At 62.0% G+C, this 15377-nt stretch carries 17 protein-coding genes; 9 read left to right on the top strand and 8 right to left on the bottom strand.

The features are described from left to right. The 7 genes from ACIQ36_RS11100 to ACIQ36_RS11070 form a co-directional block, all read left to right on the top strand. A partial coding sequence (locus ACIQ36_RS11100) for a chemotaxis protein CheW (protein ID WP_395829167.1) occupies nucleotides 1–565 on the top strand: 565 nt, incomplete at its 5' end. 4 nt (nucleotides 566–569) lie between these two features. Further along, complete coding sequence (locus tag ACIQ36_RS11095) at nucleotides 570–974, top strand: hypothetical protein (RefSeq protein ID WP_395829165.1); 405 nt, start codon at nucleotides 570–572, stop codon at nucleotides 972–974. Continuing rightward, nucleotides 971–1978, top strand: a complete 1008-nt coding sequence (locus tag ACIQ36_RS11090) for an adenylate/guanylate cyclase domain-containing protein (protein ID WP_395829163.1) — start codon at nucleotides 971–973, stop codon at nucleotides 1976–1978. Before ACIQ36_RS11095 ends, ACIQ36_RS11090 begins: the two co-directional genes overlap by 4 nt. A gap of 59 nt (nucleotides 1979–2037) precedes the next feature. Then, on the top strand, nucleotides 2038–2445 hold the full coding sequence (locus tag ACIQ36_RS11085) for a hypothetical protein (RefSeq protein WP_395829161.1): 408 nt from the start codon (nucleotides 2038–2040) through the stop codon (nucleotides 2443–2445). Nucleotides 2446–2621: 176 nt separating this feature from the next. Further along, entirely contained in the window at nucleotides 2622–3584 is a 963-nt protein-coding gene (locus tag ACIQ36_RS11080) for a methyl-accepting chemotaxis protein (protein WP_395829159.1), read from the top strand. Between the two features lie 10 nt (nucleotides 3585–3594). Next, nucleotides 3595–4410, top strand: coding sequence for a CheR family methyltransferase (locus ACIQ36_RS11075; protein ID WP_395829157.1), 816 nt, complete (start codon nucleotides 3595–3597; stop codon nucleotides 4408–4410). Next, on the top strand, nucleotides 4410–4964 hold the full coding sequence (locus ACIQ36_RS11070) for a hypothetical protein (RefSeq protein ID WP_395829155.1): 555 nt from the start codon (nucleotides 4410–4412) through the stop codon (nucleotides 4962–4964). The genes ACIQ36_RS11075 and ACIQ36_RS11070 overlap by 1 nt, the downstream gene beginning before the upstream one ends. Nucleotides 4965–4991: 27 nt before the next feature. On the opposite strand, the gene ACIQ36_RS11065 is transcribed toward ACIQ36_RS11070, so the two are convergent. The 8 genes from ACIQ36_RS11065 to ACIQ36_RS11030 form a co-directional block, all read right to left on the bottom strand. Beyond that, nucleotides 4992–6167, bottom strand: a complete 1176-nt coding sequence (locus ACIQ36_RS11065) for a Gfo/Idh/MocA family protein (protein WP_395829153.1) — start codon at nucleotides 6165–6167, stop codon at nucleotides 4992–4994. Nucleotides 6168–6358: 191 nt separating this feature from the next. Continuing rightward, nucleotides 6359–7417 carry a sugar phosphate isomerase/epimerase family protein gene (locus ACIQ36_RS11060; RefSeq protein WP_395829151.1) on the bottom strand — a complete coding sequence of 353 codons (1059 nt, stop codon included), beginning with the start codon at nucleotides 7415–7417 and terminating at the stop codon, nucleotides 6359–6361. A 10-nt stretch (nucleotides 7418–7427) separates the two neighbouring features. Then, entirely contained in the window at nucleotides 7428–8588 is a 1161-nt protein-coding gene (locus ACIQ36_RS11055; protein ID WP_395829149.1) for a Gfo/Idh/MocA family protein, read from the bottom strand. 11 nt (nucleotides 8589–8599) lie between these two features. Beyond that, complete coding sequence (locus ACIQ36_RS11050) at nucleotides 8600–9352, bottom strand: sugar phosphate isomerase/epimerase family protein (RefSeq protein WP_395829169.1); 753 nt, start codon at nucleotides 9350–9352, stop codon at nucleotides 8600–8602. Between the two features lie 31 nt (nucleotides 9353–9383). After that, nucleotides 9384–10469 carry an ABC transporter ATP-binding protein gene (locus ACIQ36_RS11045; protein WP_395829147.1) on the bottom strand — a complete coding sequence of 362 codons (1086 nt, stop codon included), beginning with the start codon at nucleotides 10467–10469 and terminating at the stop codon, nucleotides 9384–9386. Nucleotides 10470–10473: 4 nt separating this feature from the next. After that, nucleotides 10474–11376 (bottom strand): carbohydrate ABC transporter permease, encoded by a 903-nt coding sequence (locus ACIQ36_RS11040; protein WP_395829145.1) that lies wholly within the window; start codon nucleotides 11374–11376, stop codon nucleotides 10474–10476. After that, nucleotides 11373–12260, bottom strand: a complete 888-nt coding sequence (locus tag ACIQ36_RS11035) for a carbohydrate ABC transporter permease (protein ID WP_395829143.1) — start codon at nucleotides 12258–12260, stop codon at nucleotides 11373–11375. Before ACIQ36_RS11035 ends, ACIQ36_RS11040 begins: the two co-directional genes overlap by 4 nt. A 101-nt stretch (nucleotides 12261–12361) precedes the next feature. Then, nucleotides 12362–13600, bottom strand: coding sequence for an ABC transporter substrate-binding protein (locus ACIQ36_RS11030; protein WP_395829141.1), 1239 nt, complete (start codon nucleotides 13598–13600; stop codon nucleotides 12362–12364). A gap of 110 nt (nucleotides 13601–13710) precedes the next feature. Here ACIQ36_RS11030 and ACIQ36_RS11025 point away from each other — a divergent pair, with 110 nt between their 5' ends. Together ACIQ36_RS11025 and ACIQ36_RS11020 are read left to right on the top strand one after the other, a co-directional pair. Then, a complete protein-coding gene (locus ACIQ36_RS11025) occupies nucleotides 13711–14760 on the top strand; it encodes a LacI family DNA-binding transcriptional regulator (RefSeq protein WP_395829139.1) in 1050 nt (349 codons plus the stop codon). Nucleotides 14761–14769: 9 nt separating this feature from the next. Then, on the top strand, nucleotides 14770–14901 hold the full coding sequence (locus tag ACIQ36_RS11020; protein ID WP_395829137.1) for a hypothetical protein: 132 nt from the start codon (nucleotides 14770–14772) through the stop codon (nucleotides 14899–14901). Nucleotides 14902–15377: the final 476 nt, after the last annotated feature.

Genomic DNA, 15377 nt, shown 5'->3' with positions numbered 1-15377 from the left:
CATGGATGTGGCGCTAATCAATATCTCGCGCCTCGGCGGGCGCATCGATGTGCGCACGGTGCTGGGGCAAGGCACGATCTTCCGGCTCGATATGCAGCTGTCGGCGGCGATGCAGACCGTTCTGCTCGCCGAAACCTCGGTGCAAACGGTGGCTTTCCCCGAACGCATGGTGGTGGAAGCCGCCACCGTGCCGCGCGATGCCATTCAATACGTCAACGGCCAGCGCGCCATTTTGCGACACGACCGCTTCTTGCCGCTCTTTGGGCTAACGGATCTTTTGCAGATCCCCACTAGGGCCGACCGGGCGGAAGATGGCGATTTGGCGGTTATCATCGTCTCCTCCGGGCGCTTCCGCTATGGGGTGGAGGTCACGCGGATTCTGCGCCGTCACGAAATGCTGATCCGCGAAACCCACCCGCGCATCGCCCAGCTTCCCGGCATCGGCGGCGTCTCGACCCTGGGCACCGACCGGATCGTGCTGATGGTCGATCCCGAAGGGCTGAAGGATCTTGCGCGCCGGGCCATCGTGCCGGGCATGCGCGTGCTGTCCCAGGCGGCGGAGTGACGCGATGGAGTTCCGGTATCTCCACGTTCGTTGCGGTCCCTACCGCATTTTACTTCCCGGCGAGAATATCGGCGGGATCGATCCCGCGACGGATGGCACCGATGAGGCTGGGCCGCAGGTGCATATTTTCTGGCGTCAGCCGGACGGGCCGGTGTGCGCGATTTTGGCGGTCGATGGGGTCGAAGGTTTGCGCGGCGGGTTTGAGGCCGAATTTCTGCCGCTCCCGCGCGCGCCCTTGGGGTTTCAGCGCATGTTTGATCGGTTGGTTTATGACGGCAGCGGCGGCTTTCTGCTGCGCCTGCGGCCGAATTTCAAACCGCAGCTTGGCGATATTCCGGCGCGGCGGCAGTTCCTGCGCGCGCTCACCGGGGCTATCGCGTCGCCATTTCAGCAAGGGGTGACGGCATGAACGATCTTACCAAAAAGCGCATTCTGATCGTCGATGATAGTTTCATCATGCGCCGCCTCGTGCGCGAGTTGGTGGAAGGCGATCCCGATTTCGAAGTGGTGGATACCCAGGTTCTGGTATTGCTGGAAGATGCGACGCGGGAAAAAGAACTAAAAACCATTCTGTCGCGCACGCTATCGGATACGGTTGCGACGCAAATCCTCGCGGGGCAATCGCTCAATCTGGGCGGAACGCTGCAACAAACCTCGACTCTCTTTTCTGATGTCCGCAGCTTCATCACCTTGTCGGAAGAACAGGGTGCGGCGGGGATCGTCGAAACCTTGAACGAATATTTCTCGTTCATGGAAGATGTGATTAAGCAGAATGGCGGCGTTATCGATAAATACATTGGTGATGCCATTATGGCGCTGTTCGGCGTTCCCGCCCGGCGGGGGCAGGACCATGACCGGGCGGTGCAAGCCGGGCTCGCCATGCTGGCGGCGCTGGAGGTGCTGAATAAGGACCGGCAGCGGCGCGGGCACCGGGCGATCAAAATCGGTATCGGCATTAGTACGGGCCAAGTGATTGCGGGCAGTATCGGATCGCCGACGCGCTCGAATTACACCGTGATTGGCGATGCGGTGAACCTTGCCGCGCGCATCGAATCGCTGACCAAGCATTATGGCGCGGCGTTTATGATTTGTGGTCAAACGCTGGCCCGCCTGGAGCGCCCCATCGTCGCCCGCCTCATCGATAAGGTTCAGGTGAAGGGCCAATCGGCGGAAACGGCGCTGCACCAGGTCTTCAGCGCTGACACACCGATTAATCGCGATCTCTTCGATGCCTATGCCCAGGGGTTTCAGGCCTATAGCGCGGGCAACTGGGCAAGCGCCCTTACCCTTCTGGAACAGGCGCTGAGCCTTGCCCCCGACGATCGCCCGAGCCTCCTGATTCAGGAGCGCTGCCGAACCCTGTTAGCCGCCCCGCCAAAGACTTGGGCGGGGGTTTGGACCTATCATGAGTAACCCGCCGCCTTTCTTTACTGCCCCGACCGCACTGCCCGCCAGCTTTTTGGAGACATCCTATGTTTCGTTCGATTAAGATCAGAGAGAAACTTCTGTTTCCCATCGGTCTGCTGATCGCGGTTTTGATCGGCTCTACCTTTGTTCTCGTCACCGAACTGACCGAGACGAACAAATCCTTTGAAAGGCTGGTGAAAACCCAGTTGCGCGCAAGATTTATTTCGAAAGATCTTTCTGCGGTTCTGTCCGAAAGCGGCCGGGTGGCGAATTTGATGCTGCTCCAACGGGAGCCTGCGGATTTCACCGCCAGCGCCGACCGGCTGCGCAGCACGCTCGCCCTGATCGCGCCGCGCCGGGACGAATTGGCCGTGCTGGCCCCGAACCAGATTGCAGCGCTGGAGAAGGTTACGCAAGCCTTCGCGTCCATGGAGAAATCAGTTAAACCGACCGTCGACCTGAAGCTTGCCTAGGATTTCGACGGCGCAACCGCCTATTGGGCCGCCAATGCCCGCGCCGCCCTGCTGCCCGCCTTGAACGCGATGAATGAAGCGGCAGATCAACTGCAAGCCGCCGCCAAGACGCGGTGACAAAACAGGTGGCGGCAACGAATGAGACAATTCGGAGCACTGTAATCGCGCTCGGAGCCGTGAGTTTCGTTATTATTCTTCTCGCGCTCTTGATCGTGCTGCGCGGAGTCGTCGCCCCGATCAAACAACTCACCGCAAAAATCACGAAACTCTCCAGCGGCGACGGCAGTTTCGATCTGCCCGAAGCCGAGCGCAGCGACGAGTTGGGGGCGATGGGCAAGGCCTTGCTGGTTTTCCGCGAAAATGCCGAAAAAATTAAAGTGGCCATAACCGCCGAAGCCGTGACTATCGAAATCGGCGACGTCATCGCCCAGGCCGCGCAAAACGATTTGACCGTGCGCGTGAACCTCGCGGATAAAACCGGCTTCTTGCGCAATATCGGCGCGCAGATCAATCAATTGGTCGGAGGCAGCAATAATACCCTGCGTGATATCGGCCTGAAGACGCGGCAGGTTTCCGTTGCCGTCGCCGAAGCCAGCGCCGCTGTTGGCCAAGTATCCGGCGGGGCGCGCGTGCAAAATAATGCCGTGGGGCAAGTCACCCAGTCGCTGGCCGAATCGGCAAAGGCAATCCGCATGGTCTCCACCAGCGCCAATGTGGCCAACGATAAGGGCGTTCTCGCCGCCAATCTGGTGGAGCGCGGGCGCGGTTCGGCCGAAGAACTGTCGCGCATTGTCGAAAAGATCGCTCAGAACAGCCGCAAGATCAGCCAGATCACGCATGTGATCGCCGGGATCGCCAACCGCACGCATATTCTGCCGCTGAACGCCGCCATTGAAGCCGCGCGCGCCGGTGAACACGTTAAGGGCTTCGTCGTCGTGGCGCAGGAAGTGGGTAAACTCGCCGAAAGCGCCGCCCAGAACGCCCAACAGATCACCGATATCGAAGGCAATGTAACCGAGTTGCGCGGCATCGCCTCGGGTAATGCCGTAGCAGCGGAGGAAATCACCGCAACCATGATCCAACTCTCGCAACTGGCGGACGATCAACGCAAACAAGTCGATCTGTTCAAAACGAAGTAAGCGCACGGGGATGACCGGCGGGGATGCTGCCTTGGTGAGCGTGGCGGCGCTTATCGAGGCGCGCTACGGCCTAAGCCCGCGCTTGCAGTACGACCGGCTGTCGGCCTTCTTCGCCGACCGCTCCCCGTTGGAGCGCCAAGTTTTGGCCGATCATCTGCACACCACGCCGGAAAGCGACCCAGTGTGGCAGCGCCTGGTTGAAGCCATGCTGGTGCATGAAACCTTCTTTTACCGGCACATGGATCAACTCAGCGTTATGGCGCGCGATGTTTTGCCGGGGCTGCGTCGGCAGGCAGGCGGAAAGCCTTTGCAACTCTGGTGCGCGGGCTGCGCCACGGGGGAGGAAACCTATACGCTGGCATTTCTGCTGCGCGAAAGCGGCTGCACCGGTAAGATTTTCGCGAGCGACCTCAGCCCCGAGTCGGTCGCCGAGGCCGTTGCCGGGAAATATTACCGCAAGCCCAGTTTGAACAGTTTCCGCGCGTTGCCGGAGGCCGCGTGGCGTTTTTTCGACAGGCAAGCGGATACGCCGGAATGCTGGCGCATCGTGCCGGACATTCGGGCGATGGTGACGTTCCAAACCCATAACCTCATACATCCGCTCGCCCCGCCGCTGACCGCCGATCTCATCTCGTGCCGCAATACGCCGATCTATTTTAGCGACGACAGCCGCCGCCACGCCGAGGCAACCCTTCTCGCTGCCGCTAAGCCCGGCACTGTCCTGCTACTCGGCCCCGCCGAACGGTTGCGCTACACCGATGTCTTCGTGCCGATGACCGATGCGCACCCGCAGATTCTCCATTGGCCCGCAGGAGACGCCGACTAATGGCCATCCGTGCCGGGCTGATCATCCAAACCGAGTTTCTGCGGCTGGTGCTGCGGCAATTACTGCGACGTAAGGTCGGCATCGAGATCGTCGGGGACGGGGCCACCCTGGCCGACGCCGCCCGGCTTGCCCATGCCACGCTCTTCATCGTGGAGCAGGCGCTGTGCCTGAAAGCTTCGGATGTGCGGGCGCTGCTGGATCAGCATCCCGGCGCGCAGGTGATTATCCTGGGCGATGGTGCCCCGCTTCCCGCGCTCGCGAGCCTTCCGCGCGACCGGCTAACGCACCTCGCCACGGGCACCGGGAGCAGCGCCGTCGATCCCTCGGCCCTTGCCGCGTGCCTCGATAGCGCCTTGCGCAACCAGCGCGCCGCGCGTCCTATCCCCGAGCGTCCCGACCGGGGACCAGATCAGACCGAGGCCCTTCCCGCAAAAGCGCGCCCTGGCATGCCCGCCACCGCGATTGGCGCGGGCGCGGTGACGGAAACGGCCCCCCCTGCGGGTCTCGCCCGCCGTCTAAACGACTGGTTCCAGCTTCCCCTTGCCGGGGAATGACCATTGCACCGGGTATCAGCGGGTTCACTAAGCCCCCGGCAGTTTTACCCAACGCGCATTACCCTGCGACGACCGCACCGCCGCTTCGATGAAGGCCATGCCGCGCACGCCGTCGGTCAAGGTCGGGAAGATCACGTCGGCTGGGCAAGCTTCTCCCGCCGCCCGCGCCCGGATCGCCCGCGCGACTTCCGTATAGAGCGTTGCGAAGGCTTCAAGATAGCCCTCCGGATGGCCGCTTGGAACGCGGGTAACGCGCGCCGCTGCGGGCGAGATTCCCGCGCCGCCCCGCGTTAGGGTGCGCGGGGCCTCGCCGAAGGGGGTCCAGGTCAGGTGATTGGGATGCTCCTGCCGCCATTCGAGCCCGCCCTTGCAGCCGTAAACGCGCAGCTTGAGGCCGTTCTCGTTCCCCGGCGCGACTTGGCTCGCCCACATCATCCCGCGCGCACCAGTATTGAAGCGCAGTAGAATCTGCGCGTTATCATCCACCCGCCGCCCCGGCACGAAATGGCTGAGATCAGCCGCAAGCTCGCGCACCTCAAGCCCAGTGACGAATTCAGTGAGTTGATAGGCGTGGGTGCCGATATCGCCGATACAGCCCCCCGCCCCGGCCCGGGCCGGATCGGTGCGCCAATCGGCCTGTTTCTGGCCGGTGGCTTCCAGCGGTTCGGTCAGCCAATCTTGGGGATATTCGACCTGCACGACGCGCAGATCGCCCAAAAGCCCTTCCGCCACCATCGCCCGCGCCTGCCGGACCATCGGATAGCCGGAGTAATTATAGGTAACACAGAAGATCGTCCCCGCCGCCTCCGCCGCCCGCTGCAACCGCCGGGCGTCTTTCAGCGTGCTTGCCAGCGGCTTGTCGCAGATCACCGCGACACCCGCTTTCAGAAAGGCAAGCGCCGCCGGAACATGCTGGTGATTGGGGGTGACGATGGCCACCGCCTCAATCCCCTCCTTCAGCCGCGCCTCGCGCTTCGCCATCGCCATGAAATCCGGATAGCTGCGCGCGGGATCGAGCCCCAGCGCCGCCGCCGAACGCAGGGCTTTTTCCGGCGTCGACGATAACGCCCCGGCGACAAGCTCGAACTGCCCATCAAGCCGCGCTGCCATGCGATGCACCGCCCCGATGAAGGCCCCCTCGCCGCCGCCGACCATTCCCAACCGTAAGGGCCGAATGGCGCTGTCTGCCCGTGCCGAAACCATGCGCGTTCTCCTGCGTTTTGTTCAGAGCGGGGCTTTGCCCCGCACCCCACTCAAGGGGCGACGGCCCCTTGAGAATCCGCGATTCCTTTTTTCTTAATGAGAAATATAAGAAAATCGGGCTCCAGGTAATGGGATTGCCAAGGGGCAAGCCCCTTGGCTGGGGGTGTTGGGGGCAAAGCCCCTGACAGACTTTAACCGATCCCCAACATCCGCCGGATCTGCGCCGGATCAGTCTTGCCCCCGGCGAAATCGTCGAAAGCTTTCTCCGTGACGCGGATGATATGCTTATCGATGAACGGCGCGCCTTCTGCCGCGCCCACTTCCGGGTGCTTCAGGCAGCATTCCCACTCCAGCACCGCCCAGCGATCGTAACCATAGGCGGCGAGTTTGGAGAAGATGCCGGTGAAATCCACCTGCCCGTCGCCGAGCGAGCGGAAACGCCCGGCGCGGTTGACCCAGGATTGATAACCGGAATAAACGCCCTGCCGTCCAGTCGGGTTAAACTCGGCGTCCTTCACATGAAACGCGCCGATGCGATCGTGATAAATGTCGATGAAGGCGAGGTAGTCGAGCTGCATCAGCATGAAATGCGACGGATCGTAATTAATCATAACGCGCGGATGCTCGCCGACCGCCTCCAGGAACATCTCGAAGCTCGCGCCGTCGAAAATATCTTCGCCGGGGTGGATTTCGTAGCAGAGATCGACCCCCAGCTCGTCATAGAAATCGAGAATCGGCCGCCACCGTTTGGCCAATTCCCCAAAAGCGGTTTCGATCAGTCCGGCGGGCCGTTGCGGCCAGGGATAGAGGTAGGGCCAAGCCAGCGCCCCTGTGAAGGAGACGCTGGAATTGAGCCCCAACCGGCGCGAGGCCTGCGCCGCGAACCGCACTTGCTCCACCGCCCAGCGCTGGCGTTCGGCGGGTTTACCGCGCAGGGCTTCCGGCGCGAACCCGTCGAAAGCCTCGTCATAGGCCGGATGCACGGCGACGAGCTGGCCTTGCAGATGGGTGGAAAGTTCGGTGATCGTGACGCCATTGGCTTCGGCGATTCCCAGGATTTGCTGACAATAGGTATCGGAGACGGCGGCGGTTTCGAGGTCGAACTGGCGCTTGTCCCAGGTCGGCACCTGCACGCCCTTATAGCCGAGCGACCCGGCCCAGCGGGTGATCGCTTCCCAAGAGTTGAACGGCGCAGCATCGCCCGCGAATTGGGCCAGGAAAATGCCGGGGCCTTTGATGAGACTTGCCATGGGAGTTTCCTTAAAAAGCCGGGCCAGCCCAAAGGGCGGCGGCCTCGGCGGGCGTGAGGGGCGCGGGCCGGTCGATGCGGGAGGTTAGGCGCAGGGTCTCGCCCGTTTGCGCCGCCGTCAGCATCGCCTGCATCGCTTCGAGCGCGTGAGACGCAAGCGCCCCGGACGCGCGCTGCGGCGTGCCGTGCAGCACCGAACTTGCCAGTTCGGCAATCCCGAGGCAGCGGTAATTTGCCCGCGACGGTTGCGTCGGTGCCCAGTTTGGCGAGCGCCAATTCGCCCGCCCGAAAGCGCGCGTCTCGGTATCCACCGCGATCCAGTCGCCGCTAGCTTCGGTATATTCCACCGTGCCGCCGAAGAAATTCGGATCGGGCACGCGCAACGACCCCTTGGTACCGTAAAGCTCAATGGCCGGATGGCTGTGCTTCCACACGTCCCAGCTCATCGTGAACTGAATGTCGGCCCCGCTGGCGAAATGCAGCAGCGCCATCACCGTCGTCGGCGTTTCGACTTTAATCGCCTTGCCGGTCATTGGCCCCGCCGCCGTCACGATCCGCTCGGCAAAGCCCGTGGACGCGCGCGCCTGCACGCTTTCTACCGGCCCGATCAGATTAATCAGCGCGGCGAGATAATAGGGGGCCATATCGAGGATCGGCCCGCCGCCCGGCTTGAAGAAGAACGTCGGGTCTGGGTGCCAATGCTCCATGCCGTGCGACATCAGATGACAGGTGCCGGATAGGATGGTGCCGACGGCACCCGAATCGACCAGCTCCCGCGCCGTCTGCCCGCCACCGCCCAAGAAAGTATCGGGCGCGCAGCCGATCTTGAGGCCGCGTTTTTCCGCCTCCGCCACCAGAATCGCCGCCTCGGTGGCTTCGACCGTGATCGGCTTTTCCCCGAAGACGTGTTTACCCGCTTTCAGCGCCGCCAGACTGACGGGGAAATGGGCGTTCGGCGTGGTCAGATTGACGACGATCTGAATATCAGGCCGCGCTAGCAGCGCCTCGATGCTGAGCGCCTCAATGCCAAAAGCCTTGGCCTGAGCTTCCGCCGCCTCCGCCCGCATATCGGCGCAGGCAATCAGCTTCAGCCCGTGGAAGGAGGTCATGTTCTGGTGATAGATGGTTGAGATATTACCGCAACCGATAATGCCGACGCCGAGCGTGCTCATGCGATCCTCCCTTACGACCAAGACGCGACGGTGTCGCGCGCCCGGCGGGCAAAACGCGCCACATCGGAGGGTTTATCGTGCTCGGCCACGAACAGCTTGACCCCAGCGGCGGCGAGCGCCGGGCGGATCGCGTCCCAGTTCATCACCCTATGGCCGGGATCGGCCCAACCATCTTCGTCCAGGCATTCACCCGCGGGTGCAATATCTTTGATATGGACGGCGGCGAGGCGATGGGCGTGTTTCTGGATTTCCGCCACCGGATCGCCGTTGCCGCGCACGATCCAGGCGAGATCGGCTTCCCACAGCATGTCCGGCGCTTCTTGGAACAGACAGTCGAGGAAAGTCGTGCCATCGGCGGTCTTGCCATATTCCCAATGGTGATTGTGCCAAGCAAATTTCAGCCCTTCGCCCGTCACCACCGCGCCGATGGTTTTCAGTTCACGGCCAATGGAGCGCCATTGCTCTTCGCCCCCCTCGCGCTCACCCGGCGGCGGCGCGGGCGCGATGAGCAGGTCGACGCCGAGATCACGGCAAAGTAGCGCCGCCCCCTTGGCATCGGTGCGCAGCCGGTCGAGCCCGACGTGGGCCGATGGGGCGCGCATCCCGTGTTGGGCCAGCAGGCGCTTGAGTTCGGGAATATCGCCGAACAGCCCGCTATAGGGTTCGACCAGCTTATAGCCGAGCCCGGCCAGCAGATCGAACTGGGCCGAAAGCGGTGTGAGCGAGCGGGCGGAATAGAGCTGAAACGAGAAAGAATCGATCATAGCCACAGCAAGTCTCCTCATTGGGGTGCGGTCAGAGACGCGCGCCCGTCACATCGTCGAACAGGGAAATCGTATCGGCAGGAAAGGCGACCGGTAGCGGGTCGCCCGGTTTCAGATCGGCCTCGGCGGCATGGCGCAGGGCCAGCGGCGCACCGTTGGGCAAGCGGCACCAGACGAGTGTATCCGCGCCCATCGGCTCCACCAGTTCGACCTTGGCGGTCAGGGCCGAAGGTCCGGCCTCGACGCCATAGAGAATATGTTCGGGCCGGATGCCGAGCGTGGCAGCGCCGGTGAAATCGGAGCTCCGCCACCGATAGCCCGCAAGGGGAGAGACGCCCGCCTCGGCGAAGTGGAAAACATCATCCGCCGCGACCCGTCCCGGCAGAAAATTCATCGCTGGGGAGCCGACGAAGGCCGCGACGAAGCGGTTGACCGGCTCGCGGTAAACCTTCATCGGCGTATCAAGCTGCTGGATCACCCCGCCCTGCATCACGGCGATGCGGTCGGCCAGGGTCAAAGCCTCGATCTGGTCGTGGGTGACGTAAATCATCGTCGCCCCCAGCCGGGCGTGCAGGCGCTTGATTTCCACGCGCAATTCGGCGCGCAACTGGGCGTCGAGGTTCGAGAGCGGCTCATCGAAGAGATAGACCCCCGCTTGCCGCACCAACGCCCGGCCGATGGCGACGCGCTGGCGCTGGCCGCCGGAAAGCTCTGCCGGGCGGCGGTCGAGCAGCTCGGTCAGGCGCAGCATCTGGGCAGCCACGGCCACCCGCTCGGCAATCTCCGCCTTCGGTAGCCCCGCCACTTCGAGCCCGAAGGACATGTTCTTACGAACACTCATGCGCGGGTAGAGCGCATAGCTTTGGAAGACCATGGCGATGCCGCGATCCTTGGGCTCGTCCCAGGTTACATTGCGCCCGCCGATATGGATTTCGCCTTCGGCGATATCGAGCAGCCCGGCGATAGCATTGAGCAGGGTGGATTTGCCGCAGCCGGAGGGGCCGAGCAGCACCAGGAACTCCCCCGGCGCAATCGTGAGATTGAGGTTTTCGAGAACCCGGATACTGCCAAAACGGATGCAGATATCCTTAAGGTCCACATTTGCTGTTGCGCCCATTGGCCTAACCCTTCACTGCGCCTGCGGCGATGCCGCGCAAGAACCAGCGCCCCGAGGCGAAATAGATGACCAGCGGCAGCAGCGCCGTCAGCATCGTGGCCGCCATATCGACGTTGTAGGTGCGCTCGCCCTGGGTGCTATTGACGATATTGTTGAGTTGGACGGTCATCGGCAGGTTGTCCCGCCCAGAGAAGACCAGTCCGAGGATGAAGTCGTTCCAGATGCCCGTGACCTGGAGAATGACGGCGACGACGATCATCGGAATCGCCATCGGCATCATGATCCGCCCGTAAATCTGGTAGAAACCCGCGCCGTCCACCCGTGCCGCCTTATAGAGTTCCGGCGGCAGCGCGCAGAAGTAATTGCGGAACAGCAGCGTCATCGTCGGTAGGCCGAAGATCGTGTGAACGATGATGATCGTCAGCAGCGATTGACCGAGCCCGATGAAGGAAAATACGCGGACCAGCGGATACAGGAAAATCTGATAGGGGATGAAAGCCACGATCATCATCGCCCCGAACAGAATATTCGCCCCCCGCACCCGCCAGAAGGACAGGGCGTAGCCGGTGAGCGAGCCGACCAGGATCGACACGAAAACCGAGGGGATGAGAATCTTCACCGAATTGAAGAAACCGACGCTGATGCCGTTGCAATTGAGGCCCGTGCAGGCGGAAAACCAGGCTTTTACCCAGGCCTCCACCGTCCACGCATCGGGGAGCGCCAGAATATTCCCGAGGCGAATTTCCGTCATCGGCTTCAAGGAGGTGACGATCATCACATAGAGCGGTAAGGCGAAGAACAGCGCCGTTATGATGAGGAACGCATAGATCCCCCAGCGGGCAGGCGTGGTACGCTTCGGTTTGCGACCGTTGGGCGTGCGGCCCTTATATGTCGGCAGAGTGGTCATGCGCGGCCTCCCTTGCGGCTACGCCAGTATAGGTACGGCGCGACGACGGCGATGACGGTGAGCAGCATCGAGGTGGCGGCCGCCGTGGCAAGCCCGGCATTGGCGCGCTCGAACAGATGATCCATAACGAATTTCGCCGGAACTTCGGAGGCGACGCCCGGCCCGCCATTGGTCATGGCGACCGACAGATCGTAGAGCCGCACAACGCTGGTCGAGAGCAAGACCGTCGCCGTGGCGAAACTCGCCGTCAGCATCGGAATGACGATGGAGATATAGACCCGCCAGGGCGGCAGACCATCCACCTTTGCAGCCTTCCAGATATCCTCATCGATACCGCGCAGCCCCGCCAGCATGATCGCCATTACCAGCCCGGCGGCGTGCCAGACGGCGGCGAACACGAGGCAGAAGATCACCGTGTCCTGCCGCACGATCCAATCGAAGGCGAAATCGGGAAATCCCCAGCCGCGCACCAGCTTCTGAATCCCGTGGCTCGGGTTCAGCAGCCATTGCCAGACGAGGCCGGTGACGACGAAGGACATGGAATAGGGATAGAGAAAGACCGAGCGGAACAGATTCTCGTTGCGAACGCGCTGATCGATGGCGACCGCGAGCAGGAACCCCAGCGCGAGCGCCAGAATGAGAAACAACGCGCCGAAAATCACGAGATTATGGATCGAGGTCAGCCAGCGGTCGTTCGCAAAAAGCTGCTCGTATTGGCGCAGGCCGACAAAATTATTGTTCGGCAGCATGCGGGAATTGGTGAAGCTAATCCAAATCGTCCAGCCGGTCGAACCGATATAGACGACGATCAGCACCAGGAAGGCCGGGATGAGGGCGGAAATCGCCCCCGCCCCGGTGGAAAGCCGGGATCGTTTGGGTTTCATGGCGCAACCCTTCCCCTTCTGCGCGTCGGCGCAGCGAAAGGAATAGATATTTTAGGAAAGAAAAGCAGCGCGGCGGAAGTGCCGCCGCGCTGCCGAAGGGGCTAAAGCTCTTGCTTCAGCACGCCCACGATTTTTTCGATGAACTGATCGACGCTGGCGTTCGGCGTATTCCAGAACTGGGAATAAACATCCTCCAGCGCGCCGGTCATCGCGGGCGACGACAGCAATTCGACGGCAGGCACCTGTTGCGACTTATCGCCGATGACTTTCATCGCCCGCTGGGCGCAAACATCAAGGGACGAGCCATCGACATCGAGACGCACGGGGATCGAGCCCTTCTTCTGGGCAAACATGATTTGGGTATCGGGGGCCAGTAGCACCTTCGCCAGGGTCGCCTGGGCTTTTGCTTGCGCCGCATCTTTCGGTTTCGGGAAGGCGATAACGTCGCCGCCCATCACATACCCGCCGCCCCGGCTGCCGAACAGCGTACAGCCATATTCCTTCCCGGCGGTCTGATTGGCGGCGATGAACTCGCCCTTAGCCCAATCGCCCATGAGCTGCATCAAAGCCTTGCCCTGGATCACGAAGGTCGTCGCGTCCTGCCAATTGCGGCCCGGCGCACCGGGATCGACGTAGGAGCGCAGTTTTGCATAGGTTTCCGCTGCGGCGCGGAACTGCGGGCTGCGCGCCGCCGCCTGGCTGCGCTTGCCGAAAAACTCGTTCCAGACGGCCGGGCCGCCTTTATCAAGCAGAACCGCGTTGAACAGCCCACGCTCCCAGGTCTTTTGCCCGGAGAAAGCGAGCGGGATGAACCCCGCGGCTTTCGCCTTCTCGAGCAGAACGATGGCTTCGTCCCAGCTCTTGGGCTCGGTGCCGCCGATTTTTTCCAACACGGCTTTATTGTACCAAACCCAATTTTGCCCGTGGATATTCACCGGCACAGCATACATTTTGCCCCGGCGGGTCGTGGCATTGAGAATGGCCTCCGGAATGACGGCTTTCCAATTGCCGTCCGCCGCAGGCCCTTCAACATCGGCCAGCAGATTATTTTCGACAAGATCGTCGAACTGCTTACCGGTATTGAACTGCATCGCGGTGGGCGGATTGCCGCCAACGGTGCGGTTGATGGCGGCGGTACGGGCATTGGCCCCACCGGCCACGGCACTATCGACCCAGGTGCCGCCTGCCTTGGCGAATTGGTCGGCAAAGACCCTGACAGCCGCCGATTCACCCGCCGAGGTCCACCAATGGATGACCTCCGCCTTCATTTCTTGTGCGAAAGCCGGGGGTGCCGCTGCCAATAAGACAGCCGATACCGCCGCAAACCCTGCGTGCTTCATGATTTTTTCCTCCGAAAATGGGCCGTTATTGGCCTATGTAATCGATTACATTAAGCCTAACATGTTCTGAAAATTTTGCAAGCGCCGTCCGGGGCGGTTAAGATGAGGTAATGCGTTCTCCCCGCCGTCCCCCGCCGCCGCCCGCCAAAATTGCCGATGTCGCCCGTCTCGCCGGGGTTTCCGTCGCCACCGTCAGCCGCGCCCTCGCAACGCCGGAGGTCGTTTCAGAGACGACGCGGGAGCGTGTCCTGGCCGCCGTGCGCGAGATCGGCTATACGCCAAATATCGCCGCCCGAAACCTGCGGGCGCGCAAATCGATGATGGTATTGGTCGTCGTGCCCGATATTTCGAACCCCTTTTTCGCCGATGTTCTGCGGGGTATCGACGAAGCGCTGGCGGCGGCAAATTACGGGCTGATCATCGCCAATCTTGGTCAGCGCCCGGACCAAGAGGCGCGCTACGTTAACCTCGCCCTCGCCGGGCAGGTCGATGGGGTGCTGTTGCTCTGTGGGCATATGCTTGCCGGCGGCGGACGCAAGTTGACCGATTCCCCGCTCCCCATTGTTGCCGCCTGCGAAATCATCCCAGGGGCTGATTTCCCGCAAGTTGAGGTGGATAATCGCGCGGCGGCGCGCGCTGCTATTGAGCATCTGATCGGCCTTGGGCATCGGCGGATCGCCTATCTCTCCGGCCCGCGCGCCAATATTCTCGACCGGGCGCGGGCAGAAGGATATGCCGAGGCGATGGCCGCCGCCGGGCCGACCGATCCAGCCTGGATTGTCGAGGGCGATTTTACCTTCCAGGCCGGAATTAAGGCGGCGAAGGCGCTCGCGGCCCTTCCCAGCGCAAATCGTCCCACGGCGCTTTTCGCCGCCAATGACGAAATGGCGATCGGCTTCATTAAGGCCGCGCGCGGTCTCGGCCTCGCTGTGCCGGAGAATATTTCCGTTATTGGCTTCGACGGAATCGATTACGCCGATTTTTGCGAACCGACCCTCACCACCGTCTATCAGCCCCGCCGCACCTTGGGCGCGGTCGCAGCCGATCTGCTGATCGGCCTGATGACCGGGCGCGACAAGCCGCACGCCCGGATCGAGCGGGTGGAAACGCAGCTCTGGGCAAGGGCGAGCGCGGCCCGCCTAACGGTCGACGCAGGCTAGGGCCGCGCGATGGCGCTGAACCGACATCATTTGCCGGACCTGTCGATTTTGGTGCTGATCGTTCAATTCCGTAATTTCCGTAAAGCCGCCGATCACCTCGACGTCACGGTTTTCGCTGTTAGGCACGGAATGCAGGCTTAGGCCTTCGGCGGTTGAACCAAACCAGCCACAGTGCCGCCCCTAGCGCCTATTCGCGCCAATAGCAAAAGCCCCGGTTTATGACCGGGGCTTTTTTGTTTGGTTGCGGGGGCAGGATTTGAACCTGCGGCCTTCAGGTTATGAGACTATTTCCGAATCTTTCCCAACATCTTTGCGTTTTTCCCGAGCGGCGTGAGACGATTGAAATCGGCTGATTTCTTGAAACCTATCCTCTCCTCACCTTTCCTTGACACTCAGCCTCTCTCCTCCAAAATGATGGACCAGCAATGGACAATTTCTGAGAGCGACACGATGGCCCGTCCTTGGAGTGCTTCTAAATATCCCGGCATACGCTATCGAGTGCATGAAAGTCGCAGCATTGGGACCCGCAAGGATTGAACCGCCCCGAGTTTGCCGGAGACCCCAACTCGTGAGAAGTAGGGTCTATGACAAGCAAGACGACGAACAAGTTTTCTCCT

This window comes from Elstera sp. (assembly GCF_044372965.1).
Lineage (GTDB): Bacteria > Pseudomonadota > Alphaproteobacteria > Elsterales > Elsteraceae > Elstera.
The sequence above is the reverse complement of the archived record's forward strand: the minus strand, read 5'-3'. Positions and strand labels throughout refer to the sequence as shown.